The sequence below is a fragment of the Noviherbaspirillum sp. genome (genome assembly GCF_036563305.1).
Taxonomy (GTDB): domain Bacteria; phylum Pseudomonadota; class Gammaproteobacteria; order Burkholderiales; family Burkholderiaceae_D; genus Noviherbaspirillum.
Window position 1 is genome coordinate 168,704 of record NZ_DATCMQ010000013.1, and the last position, 20,580, is coordinate 189,283.

Annotated in this window: 18 protein-coding genes; 15 read left to right on the forward strand and 3 right to left on the reverse strand. The window is 66.8% G+C overall.

Annotated features, from left to right (window positions below; translation table 11 throughout):
• Positions 1–24: 24 nt before the first annotated feature.
• Positions 25–1,494 carry a glucose-6-phosphate dehydrogenase gene (gene zwf, locus VIM12_RS11235; protein WP_331941719.1) on the forward strand — a complete coding sequence of 490 codons (1,470 nt, stop codon included), beginning with the start codon at positions 25–27 and terminating at the stop codon, positions 1,492–1,494.
• Position 1,495: 1 nt separating this feature from the next.
• On the opposite strand, the gene VIM12_RS11240 is transcribed toward zwf, so the two are convergent.
• The gene (locus VIM12_RS11240) at positions 1,496–3,058 is read right to left on the reverse strand and encodes a methyl-accepting chemotaxis protein (RefSeq protein ID WP_331941720.1); all 1,563 of its coding nucleotides are present in this window, start codon (positions 3,056–3,058) and stop codon (positions 1,496–1,498) included.
• A 177-nt stretch (positions 3,059–3,235) separates the two neighbouring features.
• Here VIM12_RS11240 and VIM12_RS11245 point away from each other — a divergent pair, with 177 nt between their 5' ends.
• From VIM12_RS11245 to hpf, 4 genes are all read left to right on the forward strand, one after another.
• Positions 3,236–4,540 (forward strand): aspartate aminotransferase family protein, encoded by a 1,305-nt coding sequence (locus tag VIM12_RS11245; RefSeq protein ID WP_331941721.1) that lies wholly within the window; start codon positions 3,236–3,238, stop codon positions 4,538–4,540.
• Positions 4,541–4,607: 67 nt separating this feature from the next.
• Positions 4,608–5,132, forward strand: coding sequence for a protein-disulfide reductase DsbD N-terminal domain-containing protein (locus VIM12_RS11250; RefSeq protein ID WP_331941722.1), 525 nt, complete (start codon positions 4,608–4,610; stop codon positions 5,130–5,132).
• Between the two features lie 29 nt (positions 5,133–5,161).
• A complete protein-coding gene (locus tag VIM12_RS11255; protein WP_331941723.1) occupies positions 5,162–5,575 on the forward strand; it encodes a DUF411 domain-containing protein in 414 nt (137 codons plus the stop codon).
• Positions 5,576–5,804: 229 nt separating this feature from the next.
• Entirely contained in the window at positions 5,805–6,143 is a 339-nt protein-coding gene (hpf, locus tag VIM12_RS11260) for a ribosome hibernation-promoting factor, HPF/YfiA family (protein WP_331941724.1), read from the forward strand.
• Between the two features lie 96 nt (positions 6,144–6,239).
• Here hpf and VIM12_RS11265 read toward each other — a convergent pair whose 3' ends face one another.
• Complete coding sequence (locus VIM12_RS11265; protein ID WP_331941725.1) at positions 6,240–7,883, reverse strand: YsnF/AvaK domain-containing protein; 1,644 nt, start codon at positions 7,881–7,883, stop codon at positions 6,240–6,242.
• 389 nt (positions 7,884–8,272) lie between these two features.
• Here VIM12_RS11265 and VIM12_RS11270 point away from each other — a divergent pair, with 389 nt between their 5' ends.
• From VIM12_RS11270 to VIM12_RS11290, 5 genes are all read left to right on the forward strand, one after another.
• On the forward strand, positions 8,273–9,238 hold the full coding sequence (locus VIM12_RS11270; RefSeq protein ID WP_331941726.1) for a S1C family serine protease: 966 nt from the start codon (positions 8,273–8,275) through the stop codon (positions 9,236–9,238).
• Positions 9,239–9,259: 21 nt separating this feature from the next.
• Positions 9,260–10,276, forward strand: a complete 1,017-nt coding sequence (locus tag VIM12_RS11275; RefSeq protein WP_331941727.1) for a MoxR family ATPase — start codon at positions 9,260–9,262, stop codon at positions 10,274–10,276.
• The gene (locus VIM12_RS11280; protein ID WP_331941728.1) at positions 10,263–11,192 is read left to right on the forward strand and encodes a DUF58 domain-containing protein; all 930 of its coding nucleotides are present in this window, start codon (positions 10,263–10,265) and stop codon (positions 11,190–11,192) included. The genes VIM12_RS11275 and VIM12_RS11280 overlap by 14 nt, the downstream gene beginning before the upstream one ends.
• Before the next feature lie 13 nt (positions 11,193–11,205).
• On the forward strand, positions 11,206–12,258 hold the full coding sequence (locus tag VIM12_RS11285) for a VWA domain-containing protein (protein WP_331941729.1): 1,053 nt from the start codon (positions 11,206–11,208) through the stop codon (positions 12,256–12,258).
• Between the two features lie 368 nt (positions 12,259–12,626).
• Positions 12,627–15,164 carry a protein kinase domain-containing protein gene (locus VIM12_RS11290; RefSeq protein WP_331941730.1) on the forward strand — a complete coding sequence of 846 codons (2,538 nt, stop codon included), beginning with the start codon at positions 12,627–12,629 and terminating at the stop codon, positions 15,162–15,164.
• Positions 15,165–15,173: 9 nt separating this feature from the next.
• Here the strand turns inward: VIM12_RS11290 and VIM12_RS11295 are convergent, their stop codons facing one another.
• On the reverse strand, positions 15,174–16,241 hold the full coding sequence (locus VIM12_RS11295) for an AI-2E family transporter (protein WP_331941731.1): 1,068 nt from the start codon (positions 16,239–16,241) through the stop codon (positions 15,174–15,176).
• Between the two features lie 215 nt (positions 16,242–16,456).
• On the opposite strand from VIM12_RS11295, the gene VIM12_RS11300 reads away from it, so the two are divergent.
• The 5 genes from VIM12_RS11300 to VIM12_RS11320 all read left to right on the forward strand — a co-directional run bounded on the left by VIM12_RS11300 (position 16,457) and on the right by VIM12_RS11320 (position 20,405).
• The gene (locus tag VIM12_RS11300; RefSeq protein ID WP_331941732.1) at positions 16,457–17,464 is read left to right on the forward strand and encodes a tripartite tricarboxylate transporter substrate binding protein; all 1,008 of its coding nucleotides are present in this window, start codon (positions 16,457–16,459) and stop codon (positions 17,462–17,464) included.
• 45 nt (positions 17,465–17,509) lie between these two features.
• A complete protein-coding gene (locus VIM12_RS11305; RefSeq protein ID WP_331941733.1) occupies positions 17,510–18,493 on the forward strand; it encodes a tripartite tricarboxylate transporter substrate binding protein in 984 nt (327 codons plus the stop codon).
• Positions 18,494–18,518: 25 nt separating this feature from the next.
• Positions 18,519–19,703 carry an MFS transporter gene (locus VIM12_RS11310; protein ID WP_331941734.1) on the forward strand — a complete coding sequence of 395 codons (1,185 nt, stop codon included), beginning with the start codon at positions 18,519–18,521 and terminating at the stop codon, positions 19,701–19,703.
• Between the two features lie 179 nt (positions 19,704–19,882).
• Positions 19,883–20,119: a hypothetical protein gene (locus VIM12_RS11315; RefSeq protein ID WP_331941735.1), complete on the forward strand. Its 237-nt coding sequence runs from the start codon at positions 19,883–19,885 to the stop codon at positions 20,117–20,119.
• A 121-nt stretch (positions 20,120–20,240) separates the two neighbouring features.
• Complete coding sequence (locus tag VIM12_RS11320) at positions 20,241–20,405, forward strand: hypothetical protein (protein WP_331941736.1); 165 nt, start codon at positions 20,241–20,243, stop codon at positions 20,403–20,405.
• Positions 20,406–20,580 lie beyond the last annotated feature (175 nt).

The following is a 20,580-nucleotide window of genomic DNA, read 5'->3' on the forward strand; positions in this document are numbered from 1 at the left end:
ATCCACTATCCTTTCCCGCTACCGATGCCGACAAAAAACACTCCGCCGGACCACGCCCCGCCCCTGGACATGATCATCTTCGGCGGTGCCGGCGACCTCTCCGTGCGCAAGCTGCTTCCCGCGCTGTACATGGCGCACCTGCACGGCAACCTGCCGGACTCGACCCGCATCATCGCGGTCGGCCGCCATGAATACGACCGCGACGCGTACGTCGAATTCGTCCAGCAGCAGTCGCGACCCTTCATCGAATCGAAGAACCTCGAAGAGCGGGCGTGGCAGGAATTTCTGCAGATGCTGGATTACGTCGCCCTGGACGCGACCGACCGGGCCGGATACGGCAGGCTGGCGCAAGCATCGCGGCGCGGCGTACAGCGCGCCTTCTACCTCGCCACCGCCCCCACGCTGTTCACGGACATCTGCAACCACCTCGACGCGGCGGGCCTGGTGGACGAAGCGAGCCGCGTGGTGCTGGAGAAGCCGCTCGGCCACGACCTGGAATCCGCCCGCGAGATCAACCTGGCCGTCGGCAGGCATTTCAGCGAATCGCAGATCTACCGGATCGACCACTATCTCGGCAAGGAAACGGTGCAGAACCTGATGGTCCTGCGCTTCGGCAACGGCATCCTGGAACCCCTGTGGCGCGCGCCGAATATCGAAAGCGTGCAGATCACCGTCGCCGAGACCGTCGGCGTCGGCAGCCGCGCGGGCTTCTACGACAACACCGGCGCCCTGCGCGACATGGTGCAGAACCACCTGCTGCAACTGCTGTGCATCATCGCCATGGAACCGCCGGTCTCGCTCGATCCCGATGCGGTGCGCGACGAGAAGCTGAAGGTGCTGCGGTCGCTGCGCCGCATGAAGCTCGGCGATATCGCCCGCGATACGATACGCGGCCAGTACGGTAGTGGCGCCGTCGGCGGCGAAGCGGTGAAGGCCTATCGTGACGAGCAGGACGTTCCGTCCGGCAGTCACACCGAGACCTTCGTCGCGCTGCGCACCTACGTCGATACCTGGCGCTGGGCCAACGTGCCTTTCTTCCTGCGGACCGGGAAGCGGATGCAGAAGCGCCTGTCCCAGATCGTCATCGACTTTGCCAATCCGCCGTTCTCGATCTTCACCGACGAACCGCGGACCCGCGCCAACCGCCTCGTGATCCGCCTGCAGCCGGAGGAGTCGATACAGCTGCAGGTGATGGCCAAGCAGCCGGGCAGCGGCATGCAGATGTTGCCGGTCAATCTCAATCTCGACCTCCAGTCCGCCTTCTCGCAACGGCGGGCGGAGGCCTATGAACGCCTGCTGATCGACGTCGTTCGCGGGCGCCTGACGCACTTCATGCGACGCGATGAACTCGAGGCCGCATGGGCATGGGCCGACCCGATCCTCGAGGGCTGGAAGGAACTGGGCGAGAAGCCGCTGGAGTACACCGCCGGCAGCTGGGGGCCCGAGGCGTCGGCAGCCCTGCTCGCCCGACAGGGCCTGTCATGGGTCGAGTGACTCAGTGCTGCTCGGCTGACCGGTAGCCGATGCGGAATCCGCCCCAGTGCCGGCCGTTGACATGGATCGGCACGGAAAGGTCGTGCATGACTTCGCCGGTGTCGCGCTTGTAGGTCTGCAGCAGGAAAGGACGGGTGTTGGCCCCGCAGCGCTTGCCGGTCCGGTCGTTGAAGATCCGCTTGGTGCGGTTGTTGACGAGGTCGGTATCGTAGTCCCCTGTCAGCGGTCGTGCATATTTGCGATTGTGCGTCGGGAAATAGCCGTTGTTGTCGACGGCGCCGGCATAGGTGATCTGCGGCATCCGCTCAAGGACGCGCTCCTGGATCGCGGGCAGCACGCGGTCGGTGAAGGCGTCGAACGCAGTGGTGTGCTTCTGCGGGTTGGTATTGGGGATTGGCCTGTACGTGCGGTCGAACAGCGCCGCTTCGGTGATGCCGCCCGCCGCGATCGATTCCTCGAACAGCCTGCCGATCTCCGCTGCCGCCTGCTGCGCGGCCAGCCGGATCGGATCGTGCGTGGTGGCGACGCTGCAATGCGCCAGCGCGTCGACCAGTGTCTCGCCGCGCTCGCACAGGATCATCGCCGACTTCGTGACGCGCGGCAGTTCCGCTTCCGTCGCCAGGATGCGGTCGCGTATGCGCGAGATCGCTTCCGCGATTCCCCGGGTCGTTTCGACGTGCGCCCGCGCCGCATCGGCAATGCTCCGGGTTTCGCTCTCGGACAGGCTGGCCGAGCGGTCGATATTCTCCAGCAGCGCGTGTACCCCTTCCACGTCCTGCGCCGCGCGGCTGACCTTGTCTGCGAGCCCCGACATGCCCCCGGCAGCGCGCTCCGCCTTCTCGTTGATCTCCCGCACGATGAGCCCGATGTCGTCGGTGGCCGTCTTGGTGCGCTGCGCCAGCTGGCGCACTTCGCCGGCGACGACGGCAAAGCCCCGTCCGTGCTCGCCGGCGCGCGCCGCTTCGATGGCGGCATTCAGTGCCAGCAGATTGGTGCGTGCAGCGATCTCGTTGATCACCTCGGTGACGGTGTGGATCCGGCGTGCGTTCTGCTGGAGCTCGGCCATTGCGCCGGACGCCGACTGCGCCTCGGCGCGCGCCTCGCTGATGCGCCGCAGTCCGCGGTCGACCTCGGCACGGCCGGCCACGCTCTCGCTGCGGACACGCGCGGCCACTTCGGCGGCCCTGCCCGCGTTACCCGCAATACCTTCCGTATTGCGGGCAGTATCGTCGGCCTGTCCGACGATGTCGACCGTGGCCTGCAGGTCCTGGTCGACGTTCTTCTTGATGATGTCCACGAAGTAGGAGGTTTCCGCCGCGCCGATCATGATGTGGTCGACCTCGTCGCCCATCTGCTCCAGGCGCCGCAGCACGGGGTCGTTGCGGCGCATGCGCAACAGGGAAAACAGTGCCAGCGCGACAAGCGCGGCCCCGGCCTCCGACAGACCTTCCGGCCCCTCGTCGCCGGCAAGCCATGCGATACCTTCCACCGCACCGGTACCGGTCGCGACGGCGAGCACCACCGCCAGCAGGCTGGCCAGTTTGGCCTTCTTGAATCCCTTCATGGCTTGTCTCCTCGGGGAATTTTTTTCTTCATATTGCCACACTGGAATAGGTTACGGTGGCAAAACATGGAATAACGGGCATGCAGAAAGTGCGGCGCCGCGCTGCCCGGCTGCCGCGGGTTGACAGTCGTACAATGGAGATCGCCGATCGACGCACCAGCCCCCAGGAGACAGACCATGCAACTCGACGACGCCCTCGCCGACGCACGCGCCGCGTATATCCGCCGCAATCCCGCGAGCAGGGAGCAGTTGCAGGAGGCCGCCCGTTTTCTCCCGGGGGGAAATACCCGGTCCGCGCTCTACTACGAACCTTTTCCGCTGACGATTGCCCGTGGCCAGGGCGCCTGGCTCTGGGACGTCGATGGACACCGGTACACCGACTTCCTGGCCGAATTCACCTGCGGCATCTACGGACATTCGAATCCGCTCATCCGGGCCGCGCTGGTCGAGGCGCTGGACAACGGCATCAACCTGTCGGGACACAATCGCCACGAAGCGCGGCTGGCGGAACTGGTCGCCGGCCGCTTCTCGCTGGAGAGGGTACGCTTTACCAATTCGGGCACCGAGGCCAACCTGATGGCGATCGCCGCGGCCAAGGCATTCACCGGGCGCGGCGCGGTGCTGGCGTTTACCGGCGGCTACCATGGCGGCGTGCTTACCTTCGCCACGGGGAATTCACGGGTGAACGTGCCGCATCGCTTCATTCTGTCGCGTTACAACGACCTGGCAGCCGCCGAGGACCTGATGCGCGAGCATGGGCATGACGTGGCGGCCGTGCTGGTCGAGCCGATGCAAGGGGCGGGCGGCTGCATTCCCGGCGACGCGCCGTTCCTGCACGGGTTGCGACAGCTTTGCACCCGGCATGGCGCGCTGCTGGTCCTGGACGAAGTGATGACCTCGCGCCTGGCGCCCGGCGGCGCGCAGTCACTACTGGCCCTTGCGCCGGACCTTACCACGCTCGGCAAGTACATCGGCGGCGGCATGTCCTTCGGTGCCTTCGGCGGGCGGGGGGACGTGATGGCGCTGTTCGATCCCGGGCGCAGCGGCGCGCTGCCGCATGCCGGTACCTTCAACAACAACGTGATGACGATGTGCGCCGGGATCGCCGGGCTTGAGCGGTTGTACACGCCGCAAGCGGCGGTCGCCCTGAATGCCCGCGGCGATGCGCTGCGCGGGCGGCTCAATGTCATGTGTGCCGAAGCCGGGACGGCGTTGCAGTTCACCGGCCTGGGCTCGCTAATGAACCTGCATCCGGTTGCAGGCGCGGTTCGCCGCACCGAGGACCTCGCTGCTGCCCCGACGGCCGTACGCGACCTGTTTTTCTTTCACATGATCGCGCGCGGCTTCTACCTGGCGCGGCGCGGCATGCTTGCGCTGTCGCTGCCTCTGGAGGACACGGATATTGACCGTTTTGCCAATGCCTTCGCGGATTTTCTGTCAACCTACCGCCCGCTGCTCGGCGCCGGGGATGCGCGGGCATGATGTCGTGCCATGCGGCCTGCGTGAATTTGGTATATGGTTGCCGCCATTGGCACATCCTGGCTTGAACATGCGATTTCTCCGACCTCACCATCGCGCACCGCTTGCCGCAGTGCGCACTGCGCTTGCCTGCGTCCTGCTTGCCGCCGCGCCCTCCGTGCTCGCGCAACAATCCGGCGTCGGCGGTTTGCAGGGAAGGCTCGGCGCCCTGCTCGGCAACAGCAATGAAGAACAGCTGCTCGATCCCGAGCAGGCATTCCGGCTCACCGCATCCGCACCGGCATCGGGCCGGCTGCTGGTGCAATTGACGCCGGCCAGCGGCTATTACCTCTACCGGGACAAGTTGCGCTTCCGCCTGCGCGACGCCGACGGCATTTCGATCAAGAGCATCAAGCTGCCGGCCGGCGAGATGAAGCTGGACCCGACCTTCGGCAAGACCGAAGTGTATAAAACCCCGGTGCCCGTCGAACTGTCGCTGGCCGCCGCGGCCGGCGCACGAAAACTGACCCTGGTCGCCTCGTACCAGGGGTGCAACGAAAAGCGCGGCGTCTGCTATCCGCCGGTCGAAAAGGCGGTGAACCTCGTCCTGCCCTGAACGTCACCACGGAAACCTCGGAGCATGAAATGAAGAAGTTGCTTGTCGCCGCACTGTTCGCGGCATCCGCCGCGGCGCACGCCGCGGGCGAAACCATCACGGTCTACAAGGACGCCAACTGCGGCTGCTGCGAAGGCTGGATAGCGCACCTGCGCGAAGCAGGCTACAAGATCAATGCGATTGATTCGGCCGACATGCCCGCGGTCAAGAAGCGCCTCGGCGTGCCCGACGCGCTCGGCTCCTGCCATACCGGGGTGGTCGACGCCTCGGGTCAGGTGATCGAAGGACACGTGCCGGCGGCGGCCGTCGCCAAGCTGATCGCGCAGCGTGGCGTGAAGGGCGTTGCCGTCCCGGGAATGCCGATGAATTCGCCCGGCATGGGCAAGATGGACGGCAAGCTGGTGACGGTGGACTTCAAGGGTCGGCCGTTCTCGCAGGACTGACGTCGGAACGCGGGACGCGCGTCGCCCTGCAGAGGCGGCGGGCCGCCGCGCGCTGTTGATGCACGTCATGACTTGCGCGCATCTTCCGCGTTGAACACAGCGGAAGCCCGTCATTTCCCGGTGATGCAAAATGAACCAGTCCCGGCCGATACCGTCTCATGGGCACAGTGGGACAGGGACCGCAACTGCGGTCCCCGGCATATTTTTACATCCAGATTGGAGCTGACTGATGAATCTACTGCTTACCGGACACCACCTCGATATCAGCCCCGCACTGCGGGAATACGTGGAAAGCAAGCTCGACCGGGTGGTCCGGCACTTTGACCAGATCATCGACATCGCGGTCATCCTCGGGGTGGAAAAGCCGTCGGAGAAGGACAAGCGTCAGCGTGCCGAGGTCAACCTCCGGCTGAAGGGGACCGTGCTTCATGTGGAGCATTTTGCGGAAGACGTGTACACCGCCGTCGACGGCCTGATCGACAAACTGGACCGCCAGGTCCTCAAGTACAAGGGCAAGGTGCAATCCCACCAGAACGAGGCACTGAAGCACGTCAGCACCGACCTGTGACGCGCCCGTCTGCGCAAGCCGCGCGCAGCGCCTGTCGCGCGGCAAATTAAAAAAAGCGCACCGCAAGGTGCGCTTTTCTTGTCGGCGCGACGGCGGTCAGTGGCGCCTGCCTGTCACCCTTTCGGCACCGTAGCGGACGGCATCCTTGACCTTGTCCCATGCGCTGCCCGGATTATTCTTCTCCCAGTCGCTGCGCAGGCCGGGTTCAACGCTGGCCCAGTCCTCGCCCTGGTAGTTGCGGAAGCGCTCGCTGCCCGCCATGGACGATCCGTAGCGATATGCGGCGTCGTAGTCCTCATAGCGTCCCCCGGCGTTGCCGTAGGCGCTCTGCCAGTGGCGCCGGAATTCATTGTCGTCGGATATCCCGGCATCGCTTGCATCCAGGTTTTCCACCTCGACGTCGGTGCGCCGCACGGTGTCATGGATGTTCCTGGTCTGCTCGCTGACCTCCTTGCCGACCACGACTTCCTCGACCACCCGGGCGGTCTTCTGCACCACCGGCTCCTCCGCGGTCTCGCGCACCTCGACGGTCTGCTCGCGGAAGGCATCGGCGCCGGCCGGCCGGTCGACGGCCTGCCGTTCGACCCGCACGTGATCCGAGCGCAGCTCGACCGACTCGTGCACCGGAATCTCGCGCATGCGCTTGACGACCCGCACGCCGCCCCTCTGCACTTCGCGCTTGCCGACCGCCAGCTGCTCCTCCACCACCGGAATGCGCGTGCCTTCGGTAGCCTGCTGCGGCCGGGCGTACCGGCTGCGCTCCTGCGCGACCTGGTCCTTGCTGTACCGCGGTGCGGCAGCATCGTAGCCGGACCAGCCCTCGTTCTTCCAGTGGGTCGAGCGCTCCTCGATGTCGACCGCGTTGTGGCGGTTCATGATCGCCATCGCCTGTTCCAGCTGGCGCTCGCCATCCACGTTCACCGACAGCACATGGCTGCCGCGCCGTACCGCCTCTGCATAGAGGTCGTGATGGGACCGGTCGGTCTTCGGATTGAACATCGTCTGGATGCCGCGGTAGCTCATCTGGTCGCCATCGATCTCCTGGCCGGCGGTATCGCCTTCGTTGCCGTGCGCGAGCATCACCTCGTGCTCGGAATACCCCTCGCGCAGCAATTCCCGCTGTGCCGCGACCGCATCGTCGTGGTTGTCGTACACGCCAACCACCGTGTCGCCGGCATTGCTGCCCTGGCCGGCGTGCGCGCCGTCGTCATGGCTCCAGACATCCTGCGCGCTGTTGCTGCGCCAGTGCTGCGCCAGATGGCTCGCATCTTCGTCGGAACGCGGGCTCACGCCCATCAGGATGCCGCCGTTCTTCAGCCCGCTCTCGTAACGCTTGACGCGCTCCTCCGGAATGCCGGCGCCGATGAGGCCGCCCAGCAAGCCGCCGGTCGCCGCGCCGGCGCCGGCGCCGGCAAGCGCGGCCGCCAGGGGACCGGCGACCACCAGTCCGAGCCCGGGCACGGCGATGCTGGTGCCGGTCGCGGCAACGGCCGCCAGCGCCGCGCCGAGTACGCCGCCGACGCCGCCGCCGATGCCGGCGCCCTCGGCCGCCTTGTTGCCGAGTTCGGTCTTCGCGCCGCCATCGCCGAAGTGACGGCGGCGTGTCTCGTCGCTCATCACCAGATTGACGTCGTCCTTCGTGTAGCCGCGGCTCGCCAGACCCTGATAGGCGCGTTCGGCGCTGTCGCGGTCGTAGAAAAGTCCGGTCACCATTCCTCTTCGGTTCTGTGCAGTAGCCATGATTTCCTCCAGTTCAGACGCCGCCCCGTGAGAGGAGCCGGCGGTGTGGACAAACGCCGATCGCGGGGCAGGCGGGCACGCATGCCGCTCCCTGGCGAATCGGCAAGGGTTGCGGTATGAAGGGAATGGGATGGCGAAGTTCCAATGGCTAAGCGGCAACCCACCGCCCTGCTACTGCTACTGCGCTGCATCAAGGGCCTGACAAAAAGCGTCAACGGGGTTGCACTTTCATTCATGTCCGCTGACTAAGCTTTTGAATGCCTGCCTTCTTCCTTGTGCTGCAACAAGCACACACGCGTGACCCGGTATAGAGTCGGATGCAGGAAACACGACGAAGCAGCACCTCGCTGCACACTCCGGAGAAGGTGACATCACGCGATGGACACCAGATGAAGAGAATTCCTGTCTACAGCAAGTCAGGCCGCAAGAGCGCGGCGCCGTCCGCGCCGGCTGAAGCCAGTCAGGCCGCCGAAGCGACGACTCCCCCGCCCGCGCCTGCGCAGCCCGACGCGGCGCAGGCAGAGGCCCCCACCGCTCCGGCCCGGGGCACCTCGCGCCTGCGCGGCTTCCTGCGCCGGCACGAGCGGATGTGGCTGGTGCTTTGCTCGGTGCTTCTCTGCACCGCCCTGTTCGGCGCCTGGGAAGCAACCCGTCCGGCGCATCGCGCGCTGACGCAGCGGGACATCGACGCCGCGGTGAAGCACACGCTTTCCAACAACGTGTTCCCCTCGGAGGAAGCGCGCGCGTTCGCCCGCATCGCGCCGTCCGTCGTCCGCGTGACGCAGTACGGCGCCGACGACAAGGACGTGAAGCACCGGCCGCGCGGCGTCGGCACCGGCGTGGTGGTGGTGGACAAGGGCATCATCCTCACCAACCTGCACGTCGTCGCCGGGGCGCCGCGCATCCAGGTGCAATTCGCCAACGGGATGGAATCGGAGGCACAGGTGATCAACGAGCAGCCCGAGAACGACCTTGCGGTGCTGCAGGCCCGGAACATTCCCGACGACCTGGTGCCGGCCACACTGCGTTCGACGCAGGGCCTGGGCGTTGGCGACAAGGTGATCGCGGTCGGCTTTCCATTCAACATCGGGCCTTCGGTCTCGTCCGGCATCATCTCCGGGTTGCGCCGCAACTACCTCTCGCAGGAAGGCGAACGGGTTCTCGCCAACCTGATCCAGTTCGACGCCGCCGCCAACCCGGGCAATTCCGGCGGCCCGCTGGTGACGATGGACGGCCAGGTGGTCGGCATCGTCACGGCGATCCTGAACCCGAACGACCAAAGCACGTTCGTCGGCATCGGCTTTGCCGTGCCTATCGAGGCCGCCGCGGCTGCCGCCGGCGAATCCCCCTTCTGACCAATCAACCGGGAACGACGCATGGAAGAACGAAACAAGGACAGCACCGAAGTATCGATGAGGATGGAACAGGTGCTGTATGAGGTGAAACGGGTGGTGGTCGGCCAGGATCATTTTCTCGAGCGGGTGCTGGTGGCCATCCTCGCCGGCGGCCACCTGCTGGTCGAAGGCGTGCCCGGCCTCGCCAAGACGCTGACCGTGAAGACGCTCGCCTCGACGGTGCGCGGCTCCTTCCACCGCATCCAGTTCACCCCGGACCTGGTGCCGGCCGATCTGGTCGGCACCAGGATCTACAGCCAGAAAACCGGCGACTTCTCGATCTCGCTGGGCCCGGTGTTCTCCAACCTGCTGCTGGCGGACGAGATCAACCGCGCGCCGGCCAAGGTACAGAGCGCCCTGCTGGAGGTGATGCAGGAACGCCAGGTCACCATTGCCGGCATCACCCACAAGCTGCCCGCGCCCTTCCTCGTGATGGCCACGCAGAACCCGATCGAGACCGAGGGCACCTATCCCTTGCCCGAGGCGCAGGTCGACCGCTTCATGATGAAGGTGCTGGTCGACTACCCGACCGAGGAAGAGGAATTCGTGATCGTCAACCGGGTCACGAGCGACATGCCGGAGGTGGCGGCAGTCACCAGCACCGAGCAGCTGGTGCAGCTGCAGAAGCAGTGCCGCGCCTGCTACGTCGACCCGGCGCTGGTGCACTACGCGGTGCGGCTGGTGGCGGCGACCCGCAAGCCGGACCAGTACCGGGTCCCGAACATCGCGAAGTACCTGCAGGCGGGAGCCAGCCCGCGTGCCTCCATCCACCTGGTGGAAGGCGCGAGAGCGCTGGCCCTGCTGCGCGGACGCAACCACGTGCGGCCGGAGGACGTGACCGACATCGTGCCGGACGTGCTGCGGCACCGGCTTTCGCTCACCTACGAGGCGATGGCGGACGCGGTCACCCCGGACCAGATCATCCACCGCATCATGAAGCACATCCCGGCACCGGAAAGGATGCTTGAAACCCATGTCAAACTCGATGCAAACGCCTGACGCGCTGCTCCGGCGCCTGGAAATGACCGTGCTGCGGCGGCTGGACGGCCTGCTGCACGGCGACTACCACACCCTGTTCCGCGGCCTCGGCCTCGACCTCGCCGACCTGCGCGAGTACCAGTACCACGACGACGTGCGCCATATCGACTGGAACGTCACCGCGCGCATGCAGACCCCGTATGTCCGCGAATACTACGAGGAGCGCGAGCTCACCTCCTGGTTCCTGCTCGACCTCAGCCCGTCCGAGGATTTCGCCTCCGGCCACGTCAGCAAGCGCCGGCAGGCGATCGAGGCGGTCGCAGTGATGGCCAGCCTGCTCAGCCGCTGCGGCAACCGGGTCGGCGCGCTGTTCTACGGCAGCAACGTCGACACGGTGATCCCGGCGACCACCGGGCGCAGGCATGTGCTGCACCTGCTGCACCGCATGCAGGCACACAAGCCGGCCGCTCATTCCCGCGCGACCGATCTGCACGACCTGCTGCAGACTGCCGGTCAGGTCATGCGCCGCCGCTCGCTGGTCTTCGTGGTGTCCGACTTCATCACGCAGCCCGGATGGGAAAAGCCGCTGGCGCTGCTGGCGCAACGCCACGAGGTGATCGCGCTGCGGCTGTACGACCCGCTCGAGATGGCGCTGCCCGACCTCGGTCTCCTGACACTGCAGGATCCGGAGACCGGCGAACAGCTGCTGGTCGACACCAATGACGGCGCGTTCCGCAGGCGCTTCGCCGAGATTGCGCAGCGGCGCGAAGACGAACTGCTCGACGCATTCTCGGATGCCGGCGTGGACGTGCTGGAACTTTCCACTGAAGACGACGTGGCCGACGCCCTGCTGCGGTTCTCCGACCTGCGCCGGGAGCGCGCGCGGCTTTCCGCCGGCGCCTGCAGGGCGCGTGCGCCGGACCACGCCTATCGATGAGACAGAGGGTACGATGACTTTCTACTGGCCCGAACTGTTGTGGCTGCTGCTGGCCGTGCCGGTACTGGTTGGCGCTTATGTCCTGCTGCTGCGACGGCGCAAGAAGCAGGCGGTGCGCTACGCCGGGCTGGCGGTCGTCAGGGAGGCGATGGGAGCGTCGCAGGGGATGCGGCGCCACCTGCCGCCGCTGCTGTTCCTGCTTGCCCTCATCGCCCTGCTGCTGGCGATGGCGCGTCCTGCCGCGGTCATCACGCTGCCCTCGCAACACAAGACCATCATCCTTGCCGTCGACGTCTCGGGCAGCATGCGCGCCACCGACGTGGCCCCCAATCGCCTCGCGGCAGCGCAGGCGGCGGTGCGGGCCTTCGTCGAACAGGTGCCGAGCCAGACCCGCATCGGTGTCGTCTCGTTCGCCGGCACCGCGAGCATGGTTCAGGCCCCGACGCTGAACCGGGAAGACGTACTGTCCGCGGTGAACAGGATGCAGCTGCAACGGGGCACGGCGGTCGGCAGCGGCCTCCTGGTATCCCTGAAGGCGATCTTTCCGGAGATAGAGTTCAACCTCACTTCCGACGATCCGCGCCCCCGAGAATCACGCATGTCCGAAGCGCGCCCGCTCGGCGAATCCCGTGCCGAGCAGAAGCCGGAGTTCAATCCCGTTGCACCCGGCTCGTACAATTCCGCGGCCATCATCCTGCTCACCGACGGCCAGACCACGACCGGCCCCGACCCGGTCGAGGCGTCGGCAATGGCTGCCGAGCGCGGCGTGCGCGTGTTCACCGTCGGCATCGGTACGCCGGACGGTCAGGTCGTGGTGGGCGACGGCTGGTCGATGCATGTGAAGCTCGACGAGGATCCGCTGAAGAAGATCGCGACGGCGACCCGCGCCCAATATTTTTATGCCGGAAACACACCGGACCTGCTGAAGGTCTACAAGACGCTGAACTCCAGGCTCACGCTGGAGACAAGGGAGACGGAAATCAGCGCCGTCTTCTCCGCGGTGGGCGCAGTGCTGGCCTTGCTGGCCGCGATGCTTTCCATGTTGTGGTTCAACCGCCTCCTGTAGGAGGCCGCGGCTGCCGGTGACCGGGGTCATGCTTCGGTCACGGCGGCACGCCGGCATGGTGACGCCTGCCTCGTCCCTTACGTAGCGCGTGAAGTTTGCGCTACTTCACTTACATACCGTTGCATCCTTGCGCCCGCGCCGTGATGTGGCGCGCCCGCTGCGTTAGGCAGCATGTTTGCGCAAAGTCGACATTCCCATATCGACCCCGGCTATGCTGGGAGCGTCCATCTGCAAGCGCTACAGCCGGTCCGCCGCACGTCGGACCGCGGAGGAACGCCGATCGAGAATCGGGCGCCACACGGTGGCGCGCACCGGCAGGGCCGCTCCGCTTGCACCCACCCAGAAGAGTGACCGTTATGCACGAAGACATGAACCAGGCCGCCGGCAACAGCAGTGTCCCGCTGCCCGGCGACAGCCGCCGCACCGGTCAGGGGCAGTCGCTTCCGGCAGGCGCACGGATCGGCCAATTCGCGATTGTCGACCTGATCGGCGATGGCGCCGCCGGCTACGTCTACCTGGCCTTCGACGCTTCGCTCGGCCGCCACGTCGCACTCCGGGAATACCTCCCGCGCGGCATCGCGGTGCGCGCGCAGGACGGCGAGATCCATCCAGCGGGAAAACAGCAGCAGGCATTGTTTGCGGCAGGCCTGCGCAGTTTTGCAAGCGAGGCCCTGGTCCTGGCCCGCATCGATTCGCCCTCGCTGGTGAAGGTGCTGCGCTACTGGGAAGGCAACGGCAGCGGCTACGCGGTCATGCCCTTCTACGAGGGCGCGAGCCTGCAGCAGGCCCATGCCGAGCGGCGCCTCCCCACCGACGAAATGGCGCTCCGGTCGATGCTGTCCCAGTTGCTGGACGGGGTCGACGCCGTGCACCGCGCCCAGTCCTGCCACGGCAACATCTCGCCGGGCGACATCCTGGTACGTGCCGATGGACGCCCGCTCCTGCTGGAATTCGACGCCGCCCGCACCATCCTCGCCGAAATGACGCAGACCCTCCCGGCCGCGCTCAAGGCGGGCTATGCGGCGGTCGAACTCTACCCCGGCATGCCGGACATGCAGCCGGGCGCGTGGACCGACATCTATGCGCTTGGCGCGCTTGCCTACTTCCTGGTGACGGGCAAGAACCCGCCGCCCGCTCCGGCCCGGCTGCGTGATGACGTCCTGAAGCCGGCCCGCGAAGCCGCCCGCACCGGCTACAGCGCCGGACTGCTCGACGCCATCGACCGCATGCTCGCGATACGTCCCGAACAGCGACCGGCGACGGTAGCGGAAGCGCGGGCGCTGATCGGCGCGAACATGCCCGTCGGTTTCCTGCAGCGTGCCGACAATGCACGGGACGCCATACGCAACGACAGGCAGGCTCACGGGCCTGCCCGTCAGTCGCCCATCTCCGCCATGCCGCCCGATGCGTCCAATACGCGCGTGCAGCGTCCGCTGCAGCAGGAAGTGCTGCCGCCGATACAAGGGGAATGGCGCAAGCAGGCGATCACCGGCGCGCGGCGGGATCTCGCCCCGCGCAGGCGCAGGCTGCCCGGCGCATTGCTGGCTGCCGGCGTCCTGTGCGCCGGCGTCGCGGTCGGCGTCGTCGCCGGGTATCCCGAACTGCTTCAGCCGGCGCAGGACGATGCGGCCCGGTCGCAGAAAACGCCGCAAGGGCAGGCAGAAGCGGCGGTCGTCGCGCAGGCGGTTCCGCCGCCAGTCCCGAAGCCGGTCGCAGCGGCGGAATTGGCGCCTGCCGCCCCCGCTGCGCGGCAGGCAGTGCAGGAACCCGTCAAACCACCGGCGCCTCCCCCGGCTGACCGGGGAAGCGAGCGCGGCGCGACCGCGGCCGCGGCCGCCGAGGCCGCGCAGGCAAAGACAAGGGAGAAAGAGCAGGAGCGGCTGGCCGAGGCGGAGCGCGAGGAATGGCAGGTCGCCTCCACCATCGGCGAACCCGCCTTCTACGAAGCCTATCTGCGGCGCTTCCCTGATGGTCCGAATGCCGCCGCGGCCCGCCAGAAACTCGCCGCGGCCCGGCAATCCGTGACCCGGCCGGCGCCGGAGCCGGCGACCACGCCCCCCGGCGCAGCGCGCCCGACGCAGCAACAGCCTGCTCCGGCTGCGACGCCATCCGGCACCGCCGGCGCCCCGCAGACCGGTGCAACGGGTTCCGATGCGGTCGCGCGCACCGCTGCGGCCGGCGCGGTTCCGGCGACGCCGGAGGCGCCGCGCGCGCCGGGCGCCACCGCGCCCGCCGGCGGCGAGTCGGTCGCATCCGCACCGCGCCGCACGCTCAGGTCGGAGAACCAGACATTAAGCGGTGAGTTCAGTACGGATCCCGAGTCCGGCGCACTGACAGGCGTCGGCCAGGTCGCGTGGACCAACGGCGACCGCTTCGAGGGGCGTCTGGTGAACGGATCGAGGGAGGGCAAGGGCGAGTTCGTCTGGAGCAATGGACAGCGCTACAGCGGCGAATGGTCGGGCAACGAGCCGAACGGCAAGGGGACGATCATATTTGCCGGCGGCAATCGCTACGACGGCGAGGTCAGGAACGGACTGCCGAATGGTCGCGGCGTCCTGGTCTTCGCCAGTGGCGGACGCTATGAGGGCGACATCCGCAATGGCGTTCCGAACGGCAAGGGTTTGATGGTCTTTGCGGATGGCACCCGATACGAGGGCGAGGTCCGTGACGGCCTGCCGCACGGCCAGGGAATTACCCGTTTTCGCACCGGTGACGTCTATGTCGGCGCGCTGGCGAACGGGCGCAGCCACGGACAGGGCAGGCTGAGCTGGGCCAACGGCACGACATGGGAAGGCGAATTCCGTGACGGCCAGCGCACCGCCAACGGCCGGCTCGTCGCCCAGTCGAGCTCGCTGGCCTCTTCGGGCGGCGTCTCCGCCTCGGCCGGCAGCGCCGGCCATGAATGACGCCTGGCGCTAGCTGGCGACGTCGCCCTTGGGGACGGCCGGAGAAGAGAACAGGTCCCATGCGGCGATGAAAAGGGCCGCGATCACCGGACCGATCACGAATCCGTTCAGGCCGAACAGCGACATGCCGCCCAGGGTGGAAATCAGCACCACATAATCGGGTAGCTTGGTGTCCTTGCCGACCAGGAGCGGGCGCAGCACGTTGTCGACCAGGCCGATCACGAACACGCCGAACACGATCAGGGCGCCCCCCTGCCACACTGCGCCAGTCAACAGGAAATACACCGACACCGGGACCCAGATCAGCCCGGCGCCGACGGCCGGCAGCAGCGACAGGAAGGCCATCACCACGCCCCAGAGCAGCGCGCCCTGAATGCCGAGGAACCAGAACATGATGCCGCCGAGCGCGCCCTGCGTCGCGGCGACCACGATGTTGCCCTTGACCGTCGCACGGATGACCGTGGTGAACTTGCTGAACAGCTGCTGCTTGTGGTTGGCAGTGAGCGGGATCGCCTGCTTGATGCGGGCCGCCAGCACGGTGCCGTCGCGCAGGAAGAAGAAGAGCAGGTACAGCATGATGCCGAAGCTGATCACGAAATCGAGGGTGTTCTGGCCGATGCTGACGGCCTGCTTCGCAACCATCTGGGTGCCTTCGGCCGCACCGGCCGTCAGCTTCTCCTGCAGCCCCGACAGGTCGCCAAGGCCGAATCGGCGCAACGCGCCGGACATCCAGGTCGGCATCGCGGCCACCACCTGCTGGAAATACGCGCCGAAATCGATCTCGCCCGAGCGGATGCGCTGGTACACGGCGACGCCATCCTGGATCAGGGAGGAGGTGATCGCCGACAGCGGCAGGATCACGATCACCAGGCAGACCAGCAGCGTAAGAAGGGCGGCGGAGTTGCGACGCTGCTTGAGCGACGCCAGCACGCGCCGATGAAACGGCATGAACAATATCGCCAGCACAGCCGCCCAGAACACGGCGCCATAGAAGGGCCAGAGGATCCAGCCGAATGCGATGGACACGGCGATCAGCAGGACGAGGAAGGTTTTTTGTTGTAGTTGTTGCGAGTACATGAGCTCTCCAATCGGACGCAATGCGACGATAACCGAAATTCGGGACGATCATTGGAAGTATGTTAAGAGCTGGGACGGGCGGCAGCTTCTGTCCCGTGGAATTCGCGGTACACTATGATCAACGTGCAGAACTTCGTTTTACTGTGCGGAACAATGGCAAAGTGGGCGGCACAGCCCGCGGCCCTGGTCCATCCAACCTGAAGGAAGAGACAACCATGCATTTCACCAGACGGCAGATTTGCCGCATGCTGGCAGCGGGCGCCATTGCCGCCGCCACCGTCGCCAGCCCCTTCGCCCTGGCGCAGAACTACCCGTCCAAACCGATCACGATCGTCGTACCGTTCGCGCCCGCAGGCACGACGGACATCCTCGCGCGCGCCGTCGGCGCCGAATTGTCGAAGGCACTCGGCCAGCAGGTCATCATCGACAACCGCCCGGGTGCGGGCGGCAACGTCGGCGCCCAGATCGTCGCGCGCGCGCCCGCGGACGGCTACACGCTGCTGATGGGCACGGTCGGCACGCACGGCATCAATCAGTCCCTGTATCCGAAGCTGCCGTACGATCCGGTCAAGGACTTCGCGCCGGTCACCGTGGTCGCGGCGGTGCCGAACGTCCTGGTGGTCAACACCGCGCTGGCAGAGAAGAACGGCATCAAGGACGTGCAGAGCTTCCTGAAATACCTGCGCGCGAATCCAGGCCGGCTCAACATGGCCTCGTCCGGCAACGGCACCTCGATCCATCTCGCCGGCGAGCTGTTCAAGAGCCTGACCGGGACCTTCATGGTGCACATCCCCTATCGCGGATCGGGCCCGGCGCTGGCCGACCTGCTGGGCGGGCAGGCCGACCTGATGTTCGACAACCTGCCGTCGGCCATGTCGCACATCAAGAGCGGCAAGCTGCTCGCGCTTGGCGTCACCAGCGCCAAGCCCTCGCGTGCGCTGCCGAACGTGCCGACCATCGCCTCCGCCGGCGGTGACCTCGCCAACTATGAGGCCAGCTCCTGGTTCGGCATCCTGGCGCCGGCCAATACGCCCAAGGACATCGTCAACCGCCTGCAGCAGGAAATCAGCAAGGCGCTGTCCAGCCCCGCGGTCGCGGAGAAACTGGTGGCGCAGGGCGCCGAGCCGGTGGGCAATACGCCGGAGCAGTTCGCCGCGCATATCCAGGCCGAGACGAAGAAGTGGGCCAAGGTGGTCAAGGACTCCGGCGCCAAGGTCGACTGAGACCGGCGCACGCCATTGCAGCAGAGACGAATACGAGGAGAGAACATGTTCACCAAGATGCTATGCGGCGCCGCCGCGCTTGCCGCCGCCTTCACGCTGTCCGCTCCGGCGGCGGCGCAGTCGGCCGCGCAGAACTTCCCCAACAAGCCGATCCACATCATCGTCACCTTCACGCCCGGCGGCGCGCCCGACATCCTCGGCCGACTGCTCGCCGAACGCCTGCAGGCGGCATGGGGGCAACCGGTCATCGTCGAGAACAAGCCGGGCGCGGGCGGCAACATCGGCGCCGACTACGTCGCCAAGCAGCCGGGCGACGGCTACAACCTGGTCGTCGGCACCGTCGGCACGCATGCGATCAACGGCGCGCTGTATTCCAAGATGCCCTATGACATGGTGAAGGACTTCACGCCGATCACGCTGCTGGCAACCACGCCCAACATGCTGGTCGTGCACAACAACGTGCCGGCGAAGACGCTGAAGGAATTCATCGACCTCGGCAAGAAGGAAGGCAAGATGACGTTCGCCTCATCCGGGTCCGGCACCTCCATTCATGTATCCGGCGAGCTGTTCAAGACCATGACCGGCATCGACATGGAGCACATCCCGTACAAGGGACGCGCCAGCGCGATTCCCGACCTGCTCGGCGGCCGCGTCACCATGATGTTCGACAATATGCCGTCGAGCCTGCCGCTGGTCCGCGAAGGCAAGCTGCGCGCGCTCGGCGTCACCAGCGCGAAACGCTCGCCGGCGGCGCCGGACATCCCGACCATCGCCGAGTCCGGCCTGCCCGGATTCGAGGCCGTGTCCTGGTTTGCGCTGTATGCATCGCCGGGCACCCCGAAGCCGGTCGCCGACAAGATCCAGGCGGAAGTGACGAAGATCCTGAAGTCGCCGGACGCGTCGAAGAAGCTGCTCGACATCGGCCTCGAGCCGGCCGGCGGCACCGCAGAGGAACTCGCCTCCTACCAGCGCAGCGAGATCACGAAGTGGGCCAAGGTGGTGAAGGATTCGGGAGCGAAGGCGGATTGATGCCGCAGCACCGGACGGCGGCGCCATGAGGGCGCTGCGCCCTCCCGCCGTCCTCCCGATGATCGCCGCAGGCATGCTGGTGACCTTCGTCACCGTCGCCTGCGGGCGGCTGGCGTTCGGCCTGATCCTGCCGTTCATGCGCGAGGATCTCGGCCTCAGCTACCAGCAGTCGGGCAACCTCGGCACCGCCGCCGCACTGGGCTATCTCGGCCTGGTGATGGCGGCAGGCGCATTTGCCGCGCGTCGGGGCGGTCGCAGCGCCGTCCTGATCGGCACCACGCTCACCACCGCCGGATTCGTCGGCCTCGCCCTCTCCACCCACTACCTGCTCCTGGCCGCTTGCATGCTGCTGCTCGGCTGCGGTACGGCGTTCGCCTACACCCCGGTGGTGTCGCTGCTGGCCGGGTCCTTTCCGCACCGGCGCGGGGCGGTGATCGGCGGGATCAACAGCGGAATCGGCATCGGCCTGCTCGGGGCCAGCGTCCTGGTGCCGTGGCTGGGACAGTCGCATGCCCAGGGCTGGCGGATGGCCTGGGCGGTGTTTGCGGTGGCGGGCGCGGCGGCGTCGGCAGCGGCCTTCGCCTTCCTGCCCCGTCCGCAGCCCGGCGCCGGCGGCGGGGCAGCGGACCTGAAGCCCGCGACGCCCGTGTCGCGCAATGCGCGCGTCAGGCTGGTCGCGCTGCTCTACGGCGTGGTCGGCATGACCTATATCGCCCAGGCCACCTTCATGTACAGCTACTCCCTGGATGCCGGGCTGCCCGCGCTGGACGCAGGGCGGCTGGCGGCGCTGATGGCGGTGCTCTCGATTCTTGCCGGCCCGTTTTGGGGCACGGTGTCGGACCGCATCGGCCGTCCGCTGGCGCTGACCATCGCCATGTCGCTCTGCCTGATCGGTACAGCGATACCTGTGGCGTGGCCGACCTATGCCGGCTTCGCGCTGCATTACATCATCCTCGGCTGCACCGTGTCCGGCATGTTCACCTCGATCCTCGCCAGCGCCGCGGACGCGGTGCCATCCGCACAGGCGCCGCGCGCGACGAGCTTCGTCACGCTGTTCTACGCCATCGGGCAGCTCACCGGCCCGGCGCTCGCCGGCATCGTGATCGACAAGGCAGGCTTCCGCATTGCTTTCGGCACGAGCTGTGCGCTGATGCTGGCCGGCGTCTGGCTGTGCCGCCGGCTGGCGAAAATGGTCCCGCGTCGCACCTGATCCGGCGCGCGCGCACGCAGACGTTTGCGCGATCTTAAATTTGCCGCCCGTCCCGCCCTTTTCCTACACCCAAATGCGGAACATTCCGATACCGGCCGCGATTTCGGGCGGATATATTTGCTTCCGAAAGGTACCAACTGGTACCTGATAAACGTATCGAAACGGATGGGAGACCCGAGATGAGTGACGAAGCAGATATCGCAGCCGAAGCAATCGAGCTGAACCGCCTGGCCGCGATCGAGGCATGCCGCCGGACGCCGGCACTGCCGGCCAAGGGAACGTGCTGGTTCTGTGACGAGCCGGTGGCGGCGGCGCAGAAGTTCTGCGATTCGGATTGCGCTTCGGACTACGAGCTGGAGCAGGCGGCGTTCATGCGCGCGGGGCGCCGCCCCGGCGGCGAGCTGCATCCGGACTGAAGGGGAGCGGACGCGATGCGATGGCGGCCTGCCTCGAAGGAGCGCAGGCCTTCTTGATGTCCGCCGCGCCAGGTGCGGCCGGCGGATCGAACGACAAAAGGAATGCAGGGGAGCGTTGACAATGCGATATGCACTGATCGGCAAATGCAGTGGATGCGGCCGGAAGAACGACTGGAACGACACCGAATGCCCGGGATGCCATGTGAAGCGCCGGCCGTGGCTGACGGTGGCCACGCTGCTCGCGACCCTGCTGCTGACCGTCGGCGCGATGGCGGTCTCGGCCTGAAGGGCGCCGCCGTCGGGCGGCGCCGATCCATTCCCCATCGGCGATTCTTCCTCGTCCCGCCATCCAGGCCGCGAAGCGCCTCGACTTTGCCTTGAGCAGCGGCGGCTGTCGCCGCATCCCGCTTCATGCGCGTCCCGCCTCCCAATGAAAAAGGCCTGCAGCATGTCTGCTGCAG

What these genes read in the sequence shown, in the direction of transcription:
- zwf (WP_331941719.1), top strand. Translation starts at nt 25, where the DNA reads ATGCCGACAAAAAACACTCCGCCGGACCACGCCCCGCCCCTGGACATG.
- VIM12_RS11240 (WP_331941720.1), bottom strand. Translation starts at nt 3,058, where the DNA reads ATGAAGGGATTCAAGAAGGCCAAACTGGCCAGCCTGCTGGCGGTGGTG.
- VIM12_RS11245 (WP_331941721.1), top strand. Translation starts at nt 3,236, where the DNA reads ATGCAACTCGACGACGCCCTCGCCGACGCACGCGCCGCGTATATCCGC.
- VIM12_RS11250 (WP_331941722.1), top strand. Translation starts at nt 4,608, where the DNA reads ATGCGATTTCTCCGACCTCACCATCGCGCACCGCTTGCCGCAGTGCGC.
- VIM12_RS11255 (WP_331941723.1), top strand. Translation starts at nt 5,162, where the DNA reads ATGAAGAAGTTGCTTGTCGCCGCACTGTTCGCGGCATCCGCCGCGGCG.
- hpf (WP_331941724.1), top strand. Translation starts at nt 5,805, where the DNA reads ATGAATCTACTGCTTACCGGACACCACCTCGATATCAGCCCCGCACTG.
- VIM12_RS11265 (WP_331941725.1), bottom strand. Translation starts at nt 7,883, where the DNA reads ATGGCTACTGCACAGAACCGAAGAGGAATGGTGACCGGACTTTTCTAC.
- VIM12_RS11270 (WP_331941726.1), top strand. Translation starts at nt 8,273, where the DNA reads ATGAAGAGAATTCCTGTCTACAGCAAGTCAGGCCGCAAGAGCGCGGCG.
- VIM12_RS11275 (WP_331941727.1), top strand. Translation starts at nt 9,260, where the DNA reads ATGGAAGAACGAAACAAGGACAGCACCGAAGTATCGATGAGGATGGAA.
- VIM12_RS11280 (WP_331941728.1), top strand. Translation starts at nt 10,263, where the DNA reads ATGCAAACGCCTGACGCGCTGCTCCGGCGCCTGGAAATGACCGTGCTG.
- VIM12_RS11285 (WP_331941729.1), top strand. Translation starts at nt 11,206, where the DNA reads ATGACTTTCTACTGGCCCGAACTGTTGTGGCTGCTGCTGGCCGTGCCG.
- VIM12_RS11290 (WP_331941730.1), top strand. Translation starts at nt 12,627, where the DNA reads ATGAACCAGGCCGCCGGCAACAGCAGTGTCCCGCTGCCCGGCGACAGC.
- VIM12_RS11295 (WP_331941731.1), bottom strand. Translation starts at nt 16,241, where the DNA reads ATGTACTCGCAACAACTACAACAAAAAACCTTCCTCGTCCTGCTGATC.
- VIM12_RS11300 (WP_331941732.1), top strand. Translation starts at nt 16,457, where the DNA reads ATGCATTTCACCAGACGGCAGATTTGCCGCATGCTGGCAGCGGGCGCC.
- VIM12_RS11305 (WP_331941733.1), top strand. Translation starts at nt 17,510, where the DNA reads ATGTTCACCAAGATGCTATGCGGCGCCGCCGCGCTTGCCGCCGCCTTC.
- VIM12_RS11310 (WP_331941734.1), top strand. Translation starts at nt 18,519, where the DNA reads ATGAGGGCGCTGCGCCCTCCCGCCGTCCTCCCGATGATCGCCGCAGGC.
- VIM12_RS11315 (WP_331941735.1), top strand. Translation starts at nt 19,883, where the DNA reads ATGAGTGACGAAGCAGATATCGCAGCCGAAGCAATCGAGCTGAACCGC.
- VIM12_RS11320 (WP_331941736.1), top strand. Translation starts at nt 20,241, where the DNA reads ATGCGATATGCACTGATCGGCAAATGCAGTGGATGCGGCCGGAAGAAC.